Source organism: Streptomyces sp. PsTaAH-137 (assembly GCF_003259365.1).
Lineage (GTDB): Bacteria > Actinomycetota > Actinomycetes > Streptomycetales > Streptomycetaceae > Streptomyces.
In genome coordinates this window covers 82,189-100,583 of record NZ_QLLY01000014.1, presented here as the reverse complement: position 1 = coordinate 100,583, position 18,395 = coordinate 82,189, and the positions used below count along the sequence as shown (strand labels likewise).

At 70.3% G+C, this 18,395-nt stretch carries 17 protein-coding genes; 8 read left to right on the top strand and 9 right to left on the bottom strand.

What is annotated here, in order from left to right:
- Window positions 1-62 precede the first annotated feature (62 nt).
- Window positions 63-878, top strand: coding sequence for a hypothetical protein (locus K377_RS28170; protein ID WP_111666359.1), 816 nt, complete (start codon window positions 63-65; stop codon window positions 876-878).
- On the opposite strand, the gene K377_RS28165 is transcribed toward K377_RS28170, so the two are convergent.
- The 7 genes from K377_RS28165 to K377_RS28135 form a co-directional block, all read right to left on the bottom strand.
- The gene (locus K377_RS28165; RefSeq protein WP_111666358.1) at window positions 868-1,386 is read right to left on the bottom strand and encodes a GNAT family N-acetyltransferase; all 519 of its coding nucleotides are present in this window, start codon (window positions 1,384-1,386) and stop codon (window positions 868-870) included. The genes K377_RS28170 and K377_RS28165 overlap by 11 nt on opposite strands.
- A complete protein-coding gene (locus tag K377_RS28160) occupies window positions 1,383-2,363 on the bottom strand; it encodes a nucleoside hydrolase (protein ID WP_111666357.1) in 981 nt (326 codons plus the stop codon). The genes K377_RS28165 and K377_RS28160 overlap by 4 nt, the downstream gene beginning before the upstream one ends.
- 103 nt (window positions 2,364-2,466) lie before the next feature.
- Window positions 2,467-4,086 (bottom strand): monocarboxylate uptake permease MctP, encoded by a 1,620-nt coding sequence (gene mctP, locus K377_RS28155; RefSeq protein WP_111666356.1) that lies wholly within the window; start codon window positions 4,084-4,086, stop codon window positions 2,467-2,469.
- Complete coding sequence (locus K377_RS28150) at window positions 4,083-4,349, bottom strand: DUF3311 domain-containing protein (RefSeq protein WP_111666355.1); 267 nt, start codon at window positions 4,347-4,349, stop codon at window positions 4,083-4,085. The genes mctP and K377_RS28150 overlap by 4 nt, the downstream gene beginning before the upstream one ends.
- A gap of 119 nt (window positions 4,350-4,468) precedes the next feature.
- The gene (locus K377_RS28145) at window positions 4,469-4,669 is read right to left on the bottom strand and encodes a YbdD/YjiX family protein (protein WP_202456023.1); all 201 of its coding nucleotides are present in this window, start codon (window positions 4,667-4,669) and stop codon (window positions 4,469-4,471) included.
- The gene (locus tag K377_RS28140; RefSeq protein ID WP_111666354.1) at window positions 4,641-6,782 is read right to left on the bottom strand and encodes a carbon starvation CstA family protein; all 2,142 of its coding nucleotides are present in this window, start codon (window positions 6,780-6,782) and stop codon (window positions 4,641-4,643) included. The genes K377_RS28145 and K377_RS28140 overlap by 29 nt, the downstream gene beginning before the upstream one ends.
- A 107-nt stretch (window positions 6,783-6,889) precedes the next feature.
- Complete coding sequence (locus K377_RS28135) at window positions 6,890-7,654, bottom strand: GntR family transcriptional regulator (RefSeq protein WP_018535186.1); 765 nt, start codon at window positions 7,652-7,654, stop codon at window positions 6,890-6,892.
- Window positions 7,655-8,081: 427 nt separating this feature from the next.
- Here K377_RS28135 and K377_RS28130 point away from each other — a divergent pair, with 427 nt between their 5' ends.
- From K377_RS28130 to K377_RS28115, 4 genes are all read left to right on the top strand, one after another.
- On the top strand, window positions 8,082-9,362 hold the full coding sequence (locus K377_RS28130; protein ID WP_111666353.1) for an extracellular solute-binding protein: 1,281 nt from the start codon (window positions 8,082-8,084) through the stop codon (window positions 9,360-9,362).
- 150 nt (window positions 9,363-9,512) lie between these two features.
- Window positions 9,513-10,505, top strand: a complete 993-nt coding sequence (locus K377_RS28125) for a carbohydrate ABC transporter permease (protein ID WP_111666352.1) — start codon at window positions 9,513-9,515, stop codon at window positions 10,503-10,505.
- A 68-nt stretch (window positions 10,506-10,573) separates the two neighbouring features.
- Window positions 10,574-11,416 carry a carbohydrate ABC transporter permease gene (locus tag K377_RS28120; RefSeq protein WP_111666488.1) on the top strand — a complete coding sequence of 281 codons (843 nt, stop codon included), beginning with the start codon at window positions 10,574-10,576 and terminating at the stop codon, window positions 11,414-11,416.
- 9 nt (window positions 11,417-11,425) lie between these two features.
- Window positions 11,426-12,919: a glycoside hydrolase family 3 protein gene (locus K377_RS28115; RefSeq protein WP_111666351.1), complete on the top strand. Its 1,494-nt coding sequence runs from the start codon at window positions 11,426-11,428 to the stop codon at window positions 12,917-12,919.
- A 229-nt stretch (window positions 12,920-13,148) separates the two neighbouring features.
- Here the strand turns inward: K377_RS28115 and nagB are convergent, their stop codons facing one another.
- On the bottom strand, window positions 13,149-13,934 hold the full coding sequence (gene nagB, locus K377_RS28110) for a glucosamine-6-phosphate deaminase (RefSeq protein WP_111666350.1): 786 nt from the start codon (window positions 13,932-13,934) through the stop codon (window positions 13,149-13,151).
- 316 nt (window positions 13,935-14,250) lie between these two features.
- Between nagB and K377_RS28105 the strand changes: the two genes are divergently transcribed.
- The 3 genes from K377_RS28105 to K377_RS28095 all read left to right on the top strand — a co-directional run bounded on the left by K377_RS28105 (window position 14,251) and on the right by K377_RS28095 (window position 17,869).
- The gene (locus tag K377_RS28105; protein ID WP_111666349.1) at window positions 14,251-15,315 is read left to right on the top strand and encodes an SIS domain-containing protein; all 1,065 of its coding nucleotides are present in this window, start codon (window positions 14,251-14,253) and stop codon (window positions 15,313-15,315) included.
- Window positions 15,316-15,424: 109 nt separating this feature from the next.
- A complete protein-coding gene (locus K377_RS28100; protein WP_111666348.1) occupies window positions 15,425-16,066 on the top strand; it encodes a TetR/AcrR family transcriptional regulator in 642 nt (213 codons plus the stop codon).
- A 336-nt stretch (window positions 16,067-16,402) separates the two neighbouring features.
- Window positions 16,403-17,869, top strand: coding sequence for a sensor histidine kinase (locus tag K377_RS28095; protein WP_111666347.1), 1,467 nt, complete (start codon window positions 16,403-16,405; stop codon window positions 17,867-17,869).
- Window positions 17,870-18,075: 206 nt separating this feature from the next.
- On the opposite strand, the gene K377_RS28090 is transcribed toward K377_RS28095, so the two are convergent.
- Window positions 18,076-18,333, bottom strand: coding sequence for a WhiB family transcriptional regulator (locus tag K377_RS28090; RefSeq protein ID WP_016639615.1), 258 nt, complete (start codon window positions 18,331-18,333; stop codon window positions 18,076-18,078).
- Window positions 18,334-18,395 lie beyond the last annotated feature (62 nt).

Here is an 18,395-nt window from a genome sequence, read left to right as displayed (position 1 = left end):
AGCCCCACATCTTGTGTCGGCTAGGGTCTCGCACTGTGGGCGATCCGGGGGAGCGTGATGCCATGCGCGGGTGGTGGACGGCGGCCGTGGTGCCGGTTGTGGCGGGGCTTCTGGCCGGGTGCGGTGCTGATCGGCCGGCGGCGCACGAGCGGCCCGCGTCGAGCAGGACCGCGTCCGCGACGCCGACGCGCGCGGAGTCGCCCCGCCCCGAGCTGGTCCGGCCGACCGGCCCGGTGACCGCGCCCGGACTGGACGCCGCCGGTCCCGGCGAGCGCACTTTCAGCGCCGAGCGGCTGCGGGCCGCCCTGCTGCCCGCGTCCGCCTTCGGGCGGGGCCTGGAGGCCGACGAAGGCTTCGCGATGGCGTTCGAGTCCACCCACGAGCAGCGGCGCGGCCGGTGGTCGTACTGCCTGGAGAGCGAGGCGGACCCGGCGTGGCTCGGCCCGGGCGCCTACCGCGGCACCACGGCCTCCACCTACGCCTCCTGGACCGACCGGACCCACGCGCCGCCGCGCGGCCACATCGTGGTCACCCAGCTCCTCGTGTCGCTGCGGCCCGCGGCCGCCCGGGAACTGCACCGCGTCGAGCAGGACATCCTGCGCCACTGCCCGGAGTTCGCTTCCGACATGGAGGCAGGCTCCGCCACCGAGCGCTATCGCGCCGAGCCGCTGACGGGGCTCGGCGACGAGGCGTACCTGGAGATCCAGGACATCTCCTACGAGGGCGACATCACGACCACGTACACCGCCCACGTCCGCGTCGGCGGCGTCCTCGTCCAGGTCATCAGCGGCGAGGGCACCGACCGCGACGCGACCGTCCGCTGGGCCGCCCGGCTCGCCCGGGAGGTGCGCGGCGATCTTTACGGGATCAGTCGCTGAGCCTCAACTCGTAGCCCAGGAGCGTCACCTCGGGCACCGGCGCCCAGTCCCGGCCGGGCGCCCGGAGGAACCCGAGCCGCTCGTAGAGCCGGTGCGAGGCGGTCGCGACGGGCTGGGTGGACAGCACGAGTGCCGTGCGTCCGTCGGCCCGCGCGCGGTCGATCACGGCCCGCACGAGGGCCGCCCCCGCGCCCTGCCCGCGTGCCTCGGCGGCCACGGCCAGCATCCGGAACTCGGCCTCGCCCTCCTGGGCCACCTCGGCGTACGGATGGTCGTGCGCGGGGACGTACGTGACACCGCCGAGCACGGCCCCGTCGGGGCCGACCGCGACGAGCACGGTCGCCTCCCGGGCGCGCCGCGCGACATCGCGCAGCTCTCCCGCGTACCAGTCGCTCTCGCCGAACGCGAGCAGCCCGCTGTCCAGATAGGAGGCGGCGCCGATCTCGCCGAGCCGGGCGTGGTCCTCGGGGCGCACGGCCCGGACGGTGACGGCCGCGGGGGCGCTCACGCGACGCTCGGCTGCTTGAGGAGGGTGTTCACGAAGTCCTCGGTGAAGTTGCGCGGGCCGGTGCCGAGGGCGACCCGGCCACGGCGCTCGGTGCGGGCCGCGACCAGCGGGGACTCCTGGTAGTAGGCGCGGGGGTAGTCCGCGTCGTAGGGGATGAACACGGTCTTGCCGCGCGTGAGTTCGGAGCCGCACTCCACCACGACCGTGCCCTCGGCGGCGGTCACGAACGACTCGTCGGCGCACACGCCCACGGCCAGCGGGTCGTGCAGCGGGGAGCCGCCGGTCTCCCGGTATGCGCCGAGGTAGAAGTCCATCAGACGGGAGGTGAGCGCCATGCCCTCGCCGGACGCCCGCAGGGTCTCCAGGTCGTCGGTGGTGAACCGCCAGCCGTGCGTCGCGTCCAGGCCGACCATCGTGTAAGCGATCCCGGAGGAGACGACGAGGTCCACGGCATCCGGGTCCGCCCAGGCGTTGAACTCGGCGACCGGCGTGATGTTCCCGGGCACGTCGGCGGCGCCGCCCATGAAGACGAGCTTCTTCACGCGCCGCGCGAAGTCCGGGTCCTCGGTGAGCGCGAGGGCCACATTGGTGAGCGGTCCCGTGGCGCAGACGGTGAGTTCACCCTCGTACGAGCGGGAGAGCCGCAGCAGCGCCTGCGCCGAGGACTCGGCCACCTCGGGCGCGGTGGAGTCGGGCAGCGTCTCGGCGCCGAGCCCGGAGGCGCCGTGGAACTCGCCGGCCGCCGAGTAGGGCAGCCGGGTCAGCGGGCGGCCCGCGCCGCGGTGCACGGACACGTCGCCGTCGATGCCGAAGGCGCGGGCGAGGGCGCGGCCGTTGCGGAAGGTCTGCTCGGCGGGGACGTTGCCGCCGACCGTGGTGTACGCCTTGAGGTCCCACAGGCCGGTGCCGAGCAGGTACTGGAGCGCCACGGCGTCGTCGATACCGGGATCACTGTCGAGAACGATGGGGGCGGGCACGGTTCCTCCAAGGCGGGTGGTGCGGGGCTGTACCGGGTCACCGTAACGGGACGAGCCCCTCCGGCCGGGAGGGGCTCGTCAGGTGGACGGTGGGGGAGCGGTGCTAGTGACCGGCCCCGACGGTGGGCAGCTCGACCTGCACACCCTTGTCACCGGCGTCCGCGGTGTAGTCGGACGGAGAGGTCTCGTCGACGCCCTCCGGTGCCTTCACGGCCCGCAGAATGAAGGTGAGGACCACGGTCACGATCACGTTCAGCACGATCGCCGTCATGCCGATGTAGCCGATCTGGCCGATGCCCGGGATCTCCGCCGAGGAGCCGCCGAAGTGCTTCTGCGTCGGCGACTCCACGCCGAACGCGGCGAGCGTGCCGTACACCATGCCGACGGCCCAGCCGGCGAGCAGCGCCCAGCGGTGGAACCAGCGGGTGAACAGACCGCCGACGAGCGCCGGGAAGGTCTGGAGGATCCAGATGCCGCCCAGCAGCTGGAAGTTGATCGCGACCGTCTTGTCCATGGTGAGGACGAAGGCGAGCGCGCCGACCTTCACAAGCAGCGAGACCAGCTTGGAGACCTTGGTCTCCTGCTGCGGTGTCGCGTCGGGCTTGATGAAGTCCTTGTAGATGTTGCGCGTGAACAGGTTCGCCGCGGCGATCGACATGATGGCCGCCGGGACCAGCGCGCCGATGCCGATCGCGGCGAACGCGACGCCCGCGAACCAGTCGGGGAACATGTCCTCGAAGAGCTGCGGGATCGCCAACTGCCCGTTCTGCACCTTGATCCCGGCCGCGATCGCCATGAACCCGAGCAGCGCGAGCAGGCCCAGCATGAGCGAGTACAGCGGCAGGATCGTGGTGTTGCGGCGGATGACCTCGCGGCTCTTGGACGACAGGGTCGCCGTGATCGAGTGCGGGTACATGAACAGCGCGAGGGCCGAGCCGAGCGCGAGCGTCGCGTACGTCCAGGTGCCGGACGAGCCGGGCGCGAGCGCCCCGACGGGCTTGTCCGTCGCGGGGTTGATCTGCTCGAACTTCTTCCCCGCCGCCGCGAAGATGTCGTCGAAGCCGCCCAGCTTGATCGGGATGTAGATGATGGCGACCGCGATGACGATGTAGATCAGCGTGTCCTTGACGAACGCGATCAGCGCGGGGGCCCGGAGCCCGGACGAGTAGGTGTACGCGGCGAGCACGCCGAACGCGATCAGCAGCGGCAGGTCCTTGACGAACCAGTTGGTGCCCTCGCCGCCGCCGACGCCCATGACGTCCAGCACTGCCTGGATGCCGACCAGTTGGAGCGCGATGTACGGCATCGTGGCGAGGATGCCGGTGACCGCGACCGCGAGGGACAGGCCCTTCGAGCCGAAGCGCCCGCGCACGAAGTCCGACGTCGTCACGTACCCGTGCTTGTGCGAGACCGACCACAGGCGCGGCAGGAACGTGAAGATCAGCGGGTACACGAGGATCGTGTACGGCACCGCGAAGAAGCCGGAGGCGCCGGCCGCGTAGATCGCCGCGGGGACGGCGACGAAGGTGTACGCCGTGTAGAGGTCGCCGCCGAGCAGGAACCAGGTGATCCAGGTGCCGAACGAGCGGCCGCCCAGGCCCCATTCGTCGAGCGAGTCGTTCTCGGACCTGCGCCAGCGCGCGGCGAGGAAGCCCATGACCGTGACGGCCACGAAGAAGATGATGAAGACGGTGAGCGCGACACCGTTGACCCCGTTGTTCACGCCTTGCTCCCCGCGGACCGGTCCGACTTACGGCCGCGCTGGTCGCGCTGCCACAGCTTGTACGCGGTCATCGTGAGCGCGGTCGAGATCAGCACCCAGAGCATCTGGTACCAGTAGAAGAACGGAATCCCGATGAACGTCGGGTCGACCTTGGCGTAGGAGCTCACCCAGAGCATCGCCACGAACGGAGCGATCAGACACAGTGCAATGACGACGCGGACCGGTGTGACCACCGGCCCGTTCACTTCAGGCGCATCGGACATGACGCGGCTCCGTCCCCTCGCTGGTTCCACTTATCTCATGCTTAACGTGCGGGAAATCTAGGCGAGAGTCTTGCTCCACGGAACCCCCGTCCGCATAACGGACGGGCCACGACGGGCTGTCAGCAGCAGCGGAACCCCTGCCGCGGATCCGATTCCTGGCGGTCCGTCCGCATCCGCTCGAACTCCCGCCGCGAGGGCGCGCAGATCTCCGGATGCGCGGCCCGAAGGTGCGCCACATAGCGGTCGTACGCCGCTTCGTCCGTCAACTCGCGGACGTACCAACGCACCTGCCTACCGACCCGCAGCACTGCCGACACCAGCGTCACGACGTTCCTCCTTCTCCTTCCGGCTGGGGAAGAGACCGGCCGGTGCCACCAGCGCGGACTCCAGATACGGGGCCTCACTGAGCTTCGACGGGCGCGGGTCGCGTACGTGCTGCACGCAGACCCGGGCCGCGTCCACGAGCACCACGACGACGAGCAGCGCGAGCGCCGCCGAAAGGACGCCGTCCACCGTGGAGTTGGTGACGACGGTGTGCATGTCGTCCATGGTCTTGGCGGGCGGCAGCACCTTCCCGGCGTCGATCGCGTCCCGGTAGTTCGCGCGCTGCTGGAAGAAGCCGACCTTCGGGTCGGACGAGAACACCTTCTGCCAGCTCGCGGTGAGGGTCACCGTGGCGTCCCAGGCGAGCGGGATCCCGGTGATCCACGCCCACTTGAGCCGCCCGGACTTCACCAGGAGGGTGGTGCAGACGGCCAGCGCCACGGCCGCGAGCAGCTGATTGGCGATGCCGAAGATCGGGAAGAGCTGGTTGATCCCGCCGAGCGGTTCGTGCACGCCGACCCAGAGGAAGTAGCCCCACAGACCGACGACGGCGGCGCTGCACAGGAGCAGTCCCGGCTTCCAGCTCACGTTCTTGAACGGCTTCACGACGTTGCCGAGCATGTCCTGGAGCATGAAGCGGCCCACGCGCGTCCCGGCGTCGAGCGCGGTCAGGATGAACAGCGCCTCGAACATGATGGCGAAGTGGTACCAGAAGGCGCGCAGGCCGTCCCCTGTCACCTTCGAGAAGATCTCCGAGACGCCGATGGCGAGGGTGGGCGCGCCGCCCGTGCGGGACAGGAGCGTCGACTCCTCGACGTTCTTCGCGGCTTGGGCCAGGTCGCCCGGCGAGATCGAGTACCCGAAGTGCGCCACGGCCTGCGAGGCGGACTGCACGCTGTCGCCGATGACGCCCGCGGGCGCGTTCATGGCGAAGTACAGGCCGGGATCGATGATCGAGGCGGCGATGAGCGCCATGACGGCGACCGACGACTCCATGAGCATGGAGCCGTAGCCGATCATCCGGACCTGCGTCTCCTTCTGGATCATCTTCGGCGTCGTGCCGGACGAGATGAGCGCGTGGAACCCGGACAGGGCGCCGCACGCGATGGTGATGAAGACGAACGGGAACAGCGACCCGGCGAACACCGGCCCGTCGCCCCGCGAGGCGAAGTCGGTGACGGGGTCCATCCTCAGCGTCGGCAGCGCGACGACCACGCCGACGGCGAGCAGCGCGATGGTGCCGAGCTTCATGAAGGTGGAGAGGTAGTCGCGCGGCGCGAGCAGCATCCACACCGGCAGCACCGAGGCCACGAACCCGTACCCGACCAGCCACAGGACGAGCGTGGCGGGCTTCAGGGTGAAGGCGCCGGCCCAGGACGACTCGGCGACCCAGCGCCCCGCGACCAGCGCGAGCAGCAGCAGCGCGACCCCGATGAGCGAGACCTCGCTGACCCGGCCGGGCCGCAGGACGCGCAGGTAGAAGCCCATGAACAGGGCGATGGGGACGGTCATCGCGATGGAGAACGTCCCCCACGGGGAGGCGGCCAGCGCGTTCACGACGACGAGGGCGAGCACCCCGAGCAGGATGATCATGATGGCGAAGGCGGCGAGCAGGGCCGCGGCCCCGCCGAACGGGCCGATCTCCTCCCGGGCCATCTGCCCCAGGGAGCGCCCGTCGCGCCGGGTGGAGAAGAACAGCACCACCATGTCCTGGACGGCGCCCGCGAGGACGACGCCCACGATGATCCAGATGGTGCCCGGCAGATAGCCCATCTGCGCGGCGAGCACCGGGCCGACCAGCGGCCCGGCCCCGGCGATCGCGGCGAAGTGGTGCCCGAGGAGCACCCGCCGGTCGGTGGGATGGAAGTCCATGCCGTCGTTCAGCCGCTCGGCGGGGGTGGCCCGCCTCGGGTCGACGCGGAGCACCTTGCGCGCGATGAACCGCGCGTAGAAGCGGTAGGCGATGGCGTACGTGCCGAGCGCGGCGGTCACCATCCACGCGGCGGAGACCTCCTCCCCGCGCGCGAGCGCGAGCACGCTCCAGCCGGCGGCGCCCACGAGGGCGACGCATGTCCAAAGGGCGATGGTGCGAGGAGATGCGGTACGCACGAGGTGGTCCCCTCCCGTCCATGCGGCGACGGGAGGACCGTAGGGCAGAAGGGCCGACGCGCGCTACGGCGCGAACACGGCCTGCTGCTACGGGAGTTGGGGTTGGATCAGTCCATGGGGCGCTTGAGCCGCGCGACGAACTTGTAGCGGTCGCCGCGGTACACCGAACGCACCCACTCCACCGGCTGGCCCGAGCCGTCGATCGAGTGCCGGGAGAGCATCAGCATCGGCAGGCCTACGTCCGTGCCGAGCAGGCCCGCCTCGCGCGGCGTGGCCAGCGACGTCTCGATGGTCTCCTCGGCCTCGGCGAGATGGACGTCGTAGACCTCGGCCAACGCCGTGTACAGGGACGTGTACTTGACGAGGCTGCGGCGCAGCGCGGGGAAGCGCTTGGCCGACAGGTGCGTGGTCTCGATGGCCATCGGCTCGCCGCTCGCCAGGCGCAGCCGCTCGATGCGCAGCACGCGCCCGCCGGCCGTGATGTCGAGCAGGCCCGCGAGGGTGTCGTCCGCGGTCACATAGCCGATGTCGAGCAGCTGGGAGGTCGGCTCCAGGCCCTGGGCCCGCATGTCCTCGGTGTACGAGGTGAGTTGGAGCGCCTGGGAGACCTTGGGCTTGGCGACGAAGGTGCCCTTGCCCTGGATGCGCTCCAGGCGGCCCTCGACGACGAGCTCCTGGAGGGCCTGGCGGACCGTGGTGCGGGAGGTGTCGAACTCGGCGGCCAGCGTGCGCTCCGGCGGCACCGGAGTGCCCGGCGGGAGCGTCTCCGTCATGTCGAGCAGGTGCTTCTTCAGGCGGTAGTACTTGGGCACGCGCGCGGTACGGACAGGCGCCCCGCTCTCGTTCTCCGCACTGCTGACGTCGGTGCTCATGCTCCGCTGCTCCGCCTTCCCGGCTCCTGTGCCGATGCGACCGACGTCCACGCGCATCGGCCACGGCTCCACGGTTCTCATCGTGGCACGGCTCGCTGGGTGGGACCCCTCTTCAGGCCCCGCACGCTCCGTGATCCCTCCTTATACCGTCCGGTGACCGCCTGGTCTAGTCCACATCGCCGATTGGTGGGAGCGTTCCCGGGCAAGTGGTGCGCCACGGGCTCAACCCCCCTGCCATGACAGGCGGGTGTCGTTCCGATAACGGACGCACGGACCTTTCTCAGCCACCCTTGACACGCCTATTGGTCTGGGCCAAGCTCCGCTTACTGGTCTACACCATTAATGACCAGGTCCCAGTCCCACGAGCACTACTCGTCGTATGCGTCGCTGTGGGTGGGGGGTTGCTGGCATCCCTGAGGAGGGTGGCGTGAAGCGCAAGCTGATAGCGGCGATCGGTATCGCGGGCATCATGGTCTCGGTCGCGGCGTGTGGCGACAGTGACAAGAAGTCCGACAACGCGGGGGCGGACGCCAAGGAGCTGACCGTCTGGCTGACGGTCGACGCCCAGAACAACTGGCCGGACCTGGTCAAGGCGGCCGACGCGGCCATCAAGAAGAAGCACCCCGGCATCAAGATCAACCACGAGTACTACGGCTGGCCGGACAAGCCTGCCAAGCTCGACGCCGTCCTCGCCACCGACAAGGTGCCGGACGTGGTCGAGATGGGCAACACCGAGATGCTCAGCTACATGGTCAAGGGCGCGCTCGCCCCGGTCGACCCCGCCAAGTTCGAGAACTCGGACCAGTGGCTCGACGGCCTCAAGGCCTCGGTGACGTACGACGGCAAGACCTACGGCGTCCCGTACTACGCCGGTGGCCGCGTGGCGACCTGGCGCACGGACATCGCCAAGGCCTCGGGCATCAAGGCCGCGCCGAAGTCGTACGCCGACCTCACCGCCGCCCTGGACAAGATCCAGAAGAAGCAGGGCGACAAGTTCAACGCCTGGTACCAGCCCACCCGTGACTGGTACGCGGCCATGTCCTTCGTCTACGACGCCGGCGGCTCCATCGCCAAGGAAGAGGGCGGCAAGTGGGTCGCCAACCTCTCCTCGGCCGAGTCCCAGAAGGGCCTCGACGAGTTCAAGAACGTCATCGACAAGTACATGCACGGTGACAAGACCAAGGACGAGTCCGACCGTTACATCGTGTACGGGCAGGGCAAGTCGGACCTGATCTTCGGTGCGGCCTGGGAGGGCGCGACCTCCGCCGACCCGAAGAACGACAAGACCGGCAAGCTCAAGGACAACCTCGAGAACTTCGTGATGCCGGGTCCGTCCGGCAAGGCGATGCCCGTCTTCCTCGGCGGCTCCGACCTCGCCGTCCCGGTGAAGTCCGACGCGCAGGCCGTGGCCGGCGAGTGGATCAACGCCTTCACCGGCGCCAAGGGCCAGGCCGGCCTGATGGCCAAGGGCAACCTGCCCAACAACAAGAAGGACCTGGCCACCATGAAGGCCGATCCGAAGACCGAGGTCCCGGCCACCGCGGCCGAGTCCAACTGGTTCGTCCCGATGGCCCCGGGCTGGGGTGCGGTCGAGAAGGCCCAGGTCCTGCAGACGATGCTGCAGGAGATCGGCACCGGCAAGAAGTCCGTCGCGCAGGCCGCGAAGGACGCCGACGCCAAGATCGACAAGGTCATCAACACCAAGTGATCCGACGCGGGGCCCCGTCGGCCGGCAGCCGGCCGACGGGGCCCCGCGGCTCGTACCTCCGTACGCCCCGTGCGCCTCGCGCGCCGGGCGCGTACCCACGGCTGAGCTCGACGTATCGCAAGACCTGAGGGACCGCTGAGGAGCGCGCGGATGAGTGCCGCAGACACGACCACTGCCAAGATGCCGCCGCCGCGGCAATCACCGCCGCCGGGCGGCGCGAGCGGGTCCCCGCAGGGACCACGCAGAAAGCGCTCGGGCGGCGCGGCCACCCCGTGGGCGCTGCTCGCCCCCTGCCTGCTGATCCTCGTCCTGGTCCTCGGCTACCCGATGATCCGGCTGGTCACACTCTCCTTCCAGAAGTTCGGCCAGTCCCAGCTGTGGGGCTTCCAGGACCCCGAGTCGGTCGGCTTCGACAACTTCACCGCGATCCTCGGCGACAGCCAGTTCTGGCAGGTCGTCGTCCGCACCATCGTCTTCGCCGCCGGATCCGTCATCTTCACGATGGTCGTCGGCATGCTCATCGCGCTGCTCCAGCAGCGCGTCTCGGGCTGGGTGAAGACGCTCATCAACATCGCGCTCGTGGCGAGCTGGGGCATGCCCATCATCGTCGCCACCACCGTCTTCAAGTGGCTCTTCGACTCCGACTACGGCATCTTCAACGCCCTGCTGAGCAAGCTGCCGGGCGTCGACATGGTCGGCCACAACTGGTTCGCCAGCGGCCCCCAGGGTCTCGCCGTCATCATGCTCCTCGTGGTCTGGGGCGCCGTGCCCTTCGTGGTCATCACGCTCAGCGCGGGCCTGACCCAGGTCCCCAAGGAGATGGAGGAGGCCGCGCGCCTCGACGGCGCCGGCGCCTGGGGCGTCTTCCGCTTCGTCACCCTGCCGATCCTCAAGCCGATCATCGTGATGCTGACGACGCTCTCGGTGATCTGGGACATGGGTGTCTTCCCGCAGGTCTTCGTGATGCGCAACGGCCACCCCGAGGACGAGTTCCAGCTGCTCACCACCTACTCGTACGACCGGGCGTTCCAGGTCAACGACTACGCCCAGGGCTCCGCGATCGCCCTGATCACGGTGATCCTGCTGCTCGGCGTCGTCGCCGTCTACATGCGCCAGATGCTCAAGATCGGAGAGGTCGAGTGAGCGCCACCACCGCCCCTGTGCAGCAGGGGAAGCCGAACAAGCCGGGCAAGCCCGGGAAGGCGGCCCCGGTGACGATCACCGCGGACAGCGGCCGCCGCAAGTCCAAGCTCGGCTGGAACGTCGTCGGCCTGCTGGTCTTCCTCGTCGTCGGCTTCCCGGTCTACTGGATGGTCAACACGGCGTTCAAGCCCGCCAAGGACGCCATCGACCCGGACCCGAGCCTGTTCCCGACCGGGTTCACGCTCGACAACTTCAAGCGCGCCCTCGAGATCTCGGACTTCTGGGGCCCGGTCGGCCGCAGCCTCGTCGTCTCGCTCGTCGTGGTCGTCATCGGCATCATCGTCGGCATGCTGGCGGCGCTCGCCATCTCGCGGTTCGCGTTCCGCGGCCGCAAGGTCGTGATCGTCGGCATCCTCGCGGTGCAGATGGTGCCGCTCGTCGCCATGATCATCCCGGTCTTCCTGCTCCTGAACGACCTGGATCAGTACGACAAGCTCTCCGGCCTGGTCATCACGTACCTGACCTTCATCCTGCCTTTCACGGTGTGGACCCTGCGCGGGTTCATCGTGAACATCCCCAAGGAGCTGGAGGAGGCCGCCCAGGTCGACGGGTGCACCCGCACCGGCGCCTTCGTCCGCGTCGTCTTCCCGCTGCTCGCCCCCGGCATGGTCGCCACCTCGGTCTACGCCTTCATCCAGGCCTGGAACGAGTACCTGTACGCCCTGATGCTGATGAGCCAGAAGCACCAGACGGCCACGGTCTGGCTCGGCAACTTCACCACGAAGCACGGTACGGAGTACGCCCCGATGATGGCCGGATCCACGATGATGGCCGTGCCGATCGTGGTTCTGTTCCTCTTCGTCCAGCGCAAGATGGCCGCGGGTCTCACCGCCGGCGCCGTGAAGGGATAACGCCACCTGATGACGACACTCGCACACGGTACGGACACCCTCACGCGGGATGCCCTGACGGTCCTGCAACCCGGTTTCCCGGGCATGACCGCGCCCGACTGGCTGCTGCGCCGGGTCGGCGAGGGCCTGGCGTCGGTGGGCCTGTTCGGCCGCAACATCGCCTCCGCCGAACAACTGGCCGCCCTGACCGCCCAGCTGCGGTCCGAGCGGGACGACATCCTGGTCGCCATCGACGAGGAGGGCGGCGACGTCACCCGCCTCGAGGTGCGCACCGGCTCGTCCTTCCCCGGCAACCACGCGCTCGGCGCGGTCGACGACACCGACCTGACCCGGGCCGTCGCCCTCGAACTGGGCCGCCGCCTCGCCGAATGCGGCGTCAACCTCAACTGGGCGCCGTCCGCCGACGTCAACGCCAACGCGGAGAATCCGGTCATCGGCGTCCGCTCCTTCGGCGCCGACCCCGACCTCGTCGCCCGGCACACCGCCGCGTACGTCTCGGGCCTCCAGTCCGCGGGCGTCGCCGCCTGCACCAAGCACTTCCCCGGGCACGGCGACACCGCGGTGGACTCGCACCACGACATGCCGCGCATCGACGTCGGCCTGGACGTGCTGCACACCCGCGACCTCGCGCCGTTCCGCGCGGCGATCGCGGCCGGTTCGCTGGCCGTGATGAGCGCCCACATCCTGGTCCCGGCGCTCGACACCGAGCGTCCGGCAACGTTGTCCCGTCGCATCCTCACCGGCCTGCTCCGCGAGGAACTCGGCTACGAGGGCCTCATCGTCACCGACGGCATGGAGATGCAGGCCATCTCCGCCACGTACGGCATCGAGCGCGGCAGCGTCCTCGCCATCGCGGCCGGCGCCGACGCGATCTGCGTGGGCGGCGGGCTCGCCGACGACGAGACCGTGGTGCAGCTCAGCGACGCGCTGGTCGCGGCCGTACGGTCCGGGGAACTGGCCGAGGAACGGCTCGCCGACGCCGCCGCCCGGGTGCGCTCGCTCGCCGCCTGGACCTCCGGCGCCGCCGGCACGTCGGGAGGCGTGCCCGCCGACCCGGAGATCGGCCTGGTCGCGGCCCGCCGCGCGCTGACGGTGACCCGGTCCGCCGGGTACGTGCCGTCGGCCGCCGGGGCCCCCGTCCATGTGGCGGCGTTCTCCCCGGTCGCCAACATCGCGGTCGGCGACGAGACCCCCTGGGGTGTCGCGGCCGAACTCGAACGCCTGCTGCCCGGCACCACCACCGGCTCCTACACGGGCGCCGACGCGGGAGCCGCGGCGCTCGCCGCCGCGGGGGAGCGGCGCGTGATCGCGGTCGTCCGCGACGAGCACCGGCACGGGTGGATGGCGGCCGCCGTCGACACCCTGCTGGCGGCGCGGCCCGACACCGTGGTCGTGGAGATGGGCGTCCCCCAGGCCACCCCGCGCGGCGCGCTCCACATCGCCACGCACGGCGCGGCCCGAGTCTGCGGCACGGCTGCCGCCGAGGTGATCGTGGGGGCCTAGCCCCGACCGGTCGACTCTCGGCTGCGGCCCGGTGGGGGCTGGTCGCGCAGTTCCCCGCGCCCCTGAAGCATGCGCTACGCGCAGCTTCCCCCTGGGCGAGCGAAGCTCGCTTCCAGGGGCGCGGGGAACTGCGCGAGAAGCACCACCGGCCCGCAGCCGACAACGAAACAGAAAAAGGTGCCGGCCCCCTCAAGGGGGCCGGCACCTTTACGCCCGGTCCAGGCGGAGCCTAAAGCCCCTGCCACGAAGGCTTGTTGGCATACGTGTGCCGGAAATAGTCCGCGAGCTTCAACTTGGACGCGGCGGCCTCGTCCACGACGACGGTCGCATGCGGGTGCAACTGCAGCGCGGAGGCGGGCACCACCGAGGCGACGGGCCCCTCGACCGTGGCGGCGACCGCGTCGGCCTTGCCCTCACCGGTCGCGAGCAGCACCAGGTGACGGGCTTCGAGGATGGTCCCGATGCCCTGCGTGATGACGTGCCGGGGCACCTGGCTGAGGTCGCCGTCGAAGAACCGCGCGTTGTCCGCGATGGTCTGCTCGGTCAGCGTCTTGATCCGGGTCCGCGACGCGATCGACGAACACGGCTCGTTGAACCCGATGTGCCCGTCGGTCCCGATCCCGAGCAGCTGGAGATCGACACCCCCGGCCTCCTGAAGCGCCTTGTCGTACGCCGCGCAGGCCGCCTGCACGTCCTCGGCGCTGCCGTCCGGGCCGATGAAGGACTCCTCGCCGAGCCCGAGCGGCTGCACGACCTCGCGCAGCACCGTCGCCCGGTAGGACTCGGGGTGTCCGGTCGGCAGCCCCACGTACTCGTCGAGCTGGGCGATGCGCGCCCGGGACGCGTCGACCTCGCCACCGCCGACCTTCGCCGTCAGCGCCTGGTAGATGGGCAGCGGGGTCGAGCCGGTGGCCACGCCGAGCAACGCGTCGGGCTTGCGCCGCAGCAGCTGGGCCATGGCCTCGGCGATCAGCTCGCCACCTGCCTTGGCGTCCGGAACGATCACAACTTCCACGGAGGGCCTGCCGTTCTGGTCAGAGGGGACACGGGGAACCGGAGTTCATGTGGTATAGACCAATCTAGCAGAGCAGAGCCCTGCCGGTCAGGCCCTCCACGGACCCGCTCCGACCATGCTCGGCGCTGCGCCGGGGCTCGGCACCTCGGAGAGGTCCGTCCTGCTGGCCCGCGCCCGCCGGGCCCGCCGCGCCCGCTGGTTTCGCACCTGATGGCCCCACCTCGTCGGCCCGGACCCCGCTTCGCTGGGCGCCGGGCGCCGGGGGCGGCCACAGTGGAAGGTGTCAGGCCGTGCCGACCCACCCGAGGTGACCCGAATGACCGCCGCCCCCGAGCAGGAACGGCCCGGCCGGATCATGGCCCGCGAGATCCGTGAGCAGCCCGACGTCCTGCGGCGCCTCCTCGGCACCGGCGCCGCGCGCATCCAGGACGTGGCTCGCCAGGTGGCTGCCCGCGCCCCCCGCTTCGTCCTCCTCACCGCCCGCGGCACCTCGGACAACGCCGCCCTCTACGCCAAGTACCTCCTGGAGATCCGGCTCGGCCTGCCCTGCGGTCTCGCCTCCATGTCCACCACGACGGCCTACGGCGCCCGGCCCGATCTGCGTGACGTCCTCGTCATCACGGTCAGCCAGTCGGGCGGCTCGCCCGATCTCGTCGCCTCGACGAAGGCGGCCCGCGAGGCCGGCGCGATCACCCTCGCCGTGACCAACAACCCGGACTCCCCGCTCGCCGCCGTCTCCGAGCACCACATCGACATCATGGCCGGGCCGGAGAAGGCGCTGCCCGCGACGAAGACGTACACCGCGTCCCTGCTCGCGCTCTACCTCTTCGTGGAGGGGCTGCGCGGCGCCGACGGCTCGACGGTGGCCGCCGTCCTGCCCGATCTCGCCGCCGAACTGCTCACCCGGCAGGACGAGGTCCGCACCCTCGCCTCCCGCTACCGCTTCGCCGGACGCATGGTCATCACCTCCCGTGGCTATGGCTACCCGACCGCCAAAGAAGCGGCCCTCAAACTGATGGAGACCAGCTACATCCCCGCCCTCTCCTACTCCGGTGCCGACCTGCTGCACGGCCCCCTCGCCATGGTCGACAACATCTCCCCGGTCATCGCCGTGGTCACCGACGGTCAGGGCGGGCTCGCCCTCCAGCCCGTCCTCGACCGGCTGCGCGGCCGCGGCGCCGACCTGATGGTCGTCGGCCCCGAGATCCAGGTCGCCCAGGCCTCCGCCGGGTTCGTGCTGCCCACCGCCGGGGTGGCGGAGGAGGTGCAGCCCGTCCTGGAGATCCTGCCGCTGCAACTGCTCGCCTACGAGGTGACGATCGCCCGCGGCCAGGACCCGGACGCCCCGCGCGCCCTCGCCAAGGTCACCGAGACCCGATAGCCGTTCCCCGCCCCGCCCGTGCCTCCTTCCTATCTGTATCGATCGCTAGTGAAATGACCGTAGCGCAGCCCCTGTCCAGTTTTCTAGTGGGCGCTATAGAATTCACTCCATGGTGACCAAGCAGCGTGGGCGGCCCCGCTCCTTCGACCGGGACACCGCTCTGGAGAAGGCCCTGCGCGCCTTCTGGGAGCACGGGTACGAGGCGACCTCGGTCTCCGACCTGACCCGCGAGATGGGCATCGGCGCCCCGAGCCTCTATGCCGCGTTCGGCGACAAGCGCACCCTGTTCGAGGAGGTCGTGCGGGTCTACGACACCACGCACGGCGCCGGCCCCGACCGTGCCCTCGCCGAGGAGCCGACGGCCCGCGGCGCGATCGAGCGGCTGCTGCGGGAGGCGGCCGACGCGTTCACCGACCCCGCGCTCCCGCACGGCTGCCTGGTCCTCCACGCCGCGACGAACTGCACCACCCCCGAGGTCGAGCAGGCCCTGCGCGAGCGGCGCTCCGGCACCGTCGCCGCCATCGCCGACCGGCTGCGCCAGGGCGTCGCCGCGGGGGAGCTGCCCGAGGGCACGGACACCGCCGCGCTGGCCCGCTGCTTCGCCGCCGTCTTCCAGGGCATGTCCCAGCAGGCCCGCGACGGCGCGAGCCGGGCCGACCTCGAAGCCGTCGCCGCCCTGGCGATGGCGGTCTGGCCCGGGATTGAACCCATGTATTCCGGTGCGCGTGGTGAAGGACGTACGTTGGAGTAACCGTGGGCGCGCAGGCCGGTGGATGTCGTAGGAAGAGACGACAACAATCCTCGGCCGATGCATGGACATCGGAGAATGGTCTAGTCCACAATGCACAACGAGACCTCCGCCCTCCCCGCACAGGAGGACGGACAGAGGACCCGCCGCTCTCTGCCCTGACTGCGTCGGCTCCTCGATCGGCGCCGGGCACCGCACACCTGGCAGCCGATGCACCTGAAGGGCTGCGGTGCCAGGGAACGGGTTGAGGGTCCCGACCCCCGGCGCCGCGGCTCGTCGGTCTTTTCGGGACCGTTCGGGCCGTTCCCGACCGGCAGGTACGCTCGCCTGGTGCCCTCCATGAACGATCTCGTACGCCAGCACACCGCCCTCGGTGACTCCGACCTCGAGTGGCTCCACCTGCTGGTCTCGGAGTGGCAGTTGCTCTCCGACCTCTCCTTCGCCGACCTCGTGCTGTGGGTCCCCACGCACGACGGCACGCGGTACGTCTCCGTCGCGCAGATGCGCCCCAACACCGGCCCGACGTCCTACCAGGACGACATGGTCGGCCACCTGGTGCCGCGCGGCCGCCGCCCGATGCTGGACGCCGCGCTCGACGAGGGCCGCATCGTGCGCGAGGGCGACCCCGAGTGGCGCGAGGAGGTCCCGGTCCGGGTCGAGTCCATCCCCGTACGCAGGGAAGGGCGAGTCCTCGGGGTCATCGCCCGGAACACCAACCTGCTGACGGTCCGGACCCCCTCCCGGCTGGAGCTGACCTATCTCCAGTCGGCGTCCGACCTCGCCCAGATGATCGCCGCCGGATCGTTTCCGTTCCCTGGGCAGCAGGTCGACATGGACGCGTCGCCGCGCGTCGGCGACGGTCTGATCCGGCTCGACGCCGACGGCGTCGTCCAGTACGCGTCCCCCAACGCCCTGTCCGCCTACCACCGGTTGGGCTTCCAGGCCGATCTGGTCGGCCATCACCTCGGCAGCACGACCGCCGAACTGGCGCCGTCCCGCGGCCCGGTGGACGAGGCGCTGGCCAAGGTCGCCAGCGGCTGGGCCCCGCGCGAGTTCGAGATCGAGGGCGAGGAGGGATCGATCCAGCTGCGGGCGATCCCGCTCAAGCCCAAGGGCACCCGCATCGGATCCCTGGTCCTCCTGCGGGACGTCACCGAACTGCGGCGCCGAGAGCGCGAGTTGATCACCAAGGACGCCACCATCCGGGAGATCCACCACCGGGTGAAGAACAATCTCCAGACCGTCGCCGCGCTGCTGCGTCTCCAGGCCCGGCGCATCGAGTCGGACCGGGGGCGCGAAGCGCTCGAAGAAGCGGTCCGGCGCGTGGGCTCCATCGCGATCGTGCACGAGACGCTGTCCCAGAACCTGGACGAGCGCGTGGAGTTCGACGAGATCGCCGACCGGGTGCTCGCGATGGTGGCGGAGATCTCCCCGGGCCAGGTGACCGGCCGCCGCACCGGCCGCTTCGGCATCCTCGACGCCGAGGTGGCGACGCCGCTCTCCATGGTCCTGACCGAGGTGCTGCAGAACGCACTTGAGCACGGCTACCGCCAGGGCGACACCGGAACGGTCGAGGTCTCGGCGGTGCGCGGCGGTACGAGCAAGGAGACCCGCCTGCTGATCACGGTCCAGGACGACGGTGTCGGCCTGCCCGAGAACTTCGACCCGAAGCGGGCCGGCAACCTGGGCCTGCAGATCGTACGCACCTTGGTGGAGGGCGAGTTGGGCGGAACGTTCGACATGGTGCCCGCACCCGAGCGCGGCACCCAGGTCATCCTCGACATCCCCGTGCGCTCCCAGAAGTAGGACCGCGCGGACGCACACAAACAGACGCAGACAGCAGAGAGCCCCGAACCGGGATACGGTTCGGGGCTCCATACTCGCGTGCTCGGGTCATGTCCCGGGCTGAGCCTGGGGGGAGCATCGGGGGTACTGCGCGCTGCGGCTCGGGGGCGGGAGATGCGTACTCGCTGTACGCGCCGCCGGGCTCAGGCTCGTGAAGGGGTGGGGAATCAGGCGGAGGCCTGACGGGCCCGGTTGCGAGCGGCGCGGCGCTTCATCGCGCGGCGCTCGTCCTCGCTGAGGCCACCCCAGACGCCGGAGTCCTGGCCGGACTCGAGCGCCCACTGCAGGCACTGCTCCATGACGGGGCAGCGGCGGCAGACGGCCTTGGCTTCCTCGATCTGCAGCAGCGCAGGACCGGTGTTGCCGATGGGGAAGAAGAGCTCGGGGTCTTCCTCGCGGCAAACGGCGTTGTGACGCCAGTCCATGGCTGCTACCTCTCCTTGGTATTACGTGCAGGTTGCTTGTGAATGTGAACGCTTTCACGAAT